This window comes from Cellulomonas hominis, assembly GCF_005239125.1.
GTDB lineage: Bacteria > Actinomycetota > Actinomycetes > Actinomycetales > Cellulomonadaceae > Cellulomonas > Cellulomonas hominis_A.
Window position 1 is genome coordinate 1 of the sequence record NZ_SZYE01000343.1, and the last position, 1346, is coordinate 1346.

Sequence of the window (1346 nt, forward strand, 5' to 3'; positions counted from 1 at the left end):
CGCCGAGAAGGCGCTGGCCACGGTGCTGCGCGGGGCCGCCGACCGGCGCGAGGGCCTGGCGCGGCTGGCGGGCCAGGTCGGCGCGCGCCGCAGCCGCCTGGAGGCCACCGAGGCGGAGATCGGCCGGCTGCGCGAGACGCTGACCGCCGCGGAGCGCCGCGGCCACGAGGCCACCGTCGAGTTCACCGCGCTGGAGACGCGGGTCGCCGGCGTCGAGGAGGGCGAGGAGGACCTGGACGCCGCGCACGAGGCGGCGGCCGAGGCGGTCGGGACGGCGTCCGCGCGGGTCGCCGAGCTCACCGCGCAGCTCACCGAGGCGGACCGGGAACGCAGCGCCCTCGAGTCCCGCATCGAGACGCTGGAGCTCAGCCTCACCCGCAAGGACGGCGCCGGCGCGCTGCTCGCTGCCGACGACCTCGCCGGCGTGGTCGGGTCGGTCGCCGCGCTGCTCGGCGTCGCGGCCGGCGACGAGGACGCGATCGTGGCGGCGCTGGGCGCGTCCGCCGACGCGGTGGCCGTCGACTCGGTCGAGGCCGCCGTCGACGCCATCCGGTGGCTGCGCGAGCAGGACGCCGGACGGGCCGGGCTCGTCGTGGCGGCGGGGGACGCGGTGGACGCCGGGGACGCGGACCAGGGCCCCGCCCCCGCGGGCAGCGGCTGGGCCCTCGACCTCGTGCAGGCGCCGCCGGCCGTCGTGCCCGCCGTGCGGCGGCTGCTGCGCGGCGTCGTCGTCGTGGACGACCTGGTCGCCGCGCGCGGGGTGCTGCGGGACCGTCCCGACCTGGTGGTCGCGACCCGCGCCGGCGACGTGCTCGCCGCGCACCGCGCCTCCGGCGGCTCCGCCACCGCACCGAGCGCCCTGCACCTGCAGTCGGCGCTGGACGACGCGCGGCAGGGCGCCGAGGCGGCGGCGGCCCGCGCGGAGCAGGCGCGGTTCGGGCTGGTCGGGGCGCGCGAGGCCGAGGAGGAGGCCCGCGCCGAGTACCAGCGCACGCTCGACGAGCTCAACGAGTCCGACGCCGCGCTGGCGGCCGTCGCCGAGCAGCTCGGGCACCTGGGTGCCACCGCCCGCGCCGCGCGGAACGAGGCCGAGCGCGTCCAGGCGTCGCTGGCCGCCGCCGAGCAGACCCTCGCCGCCGGCGCGGCGGAGCTGGCCGGGCTGACCGAGCGGCTGGCCGCCGCCGAGGCGGAGCCCGCCGACACCGACGCCGCGATCGAGGAGCGCACGGGGGAGCGCGACGCCGTCCGCCTGGAGCTGTCCGAGGCCGCCTCCGAGGCGCAGGTCGCCGGGGCGCTCGGGGCGCTCGACGCGCTGCGCGCCGCCGGGGTGCCGATCGCGCTCGACG

General features: G+C 80.8%; 1 pseudogene. It reads left to right on the forward strand.

The features are described 5' to 3' along the window. Nucleotides 1-1346 (forward strand): annotated as a pseudogene (locus FA014_RS19480) (chromosome segregation protein SMC); the annotation flags it as partial.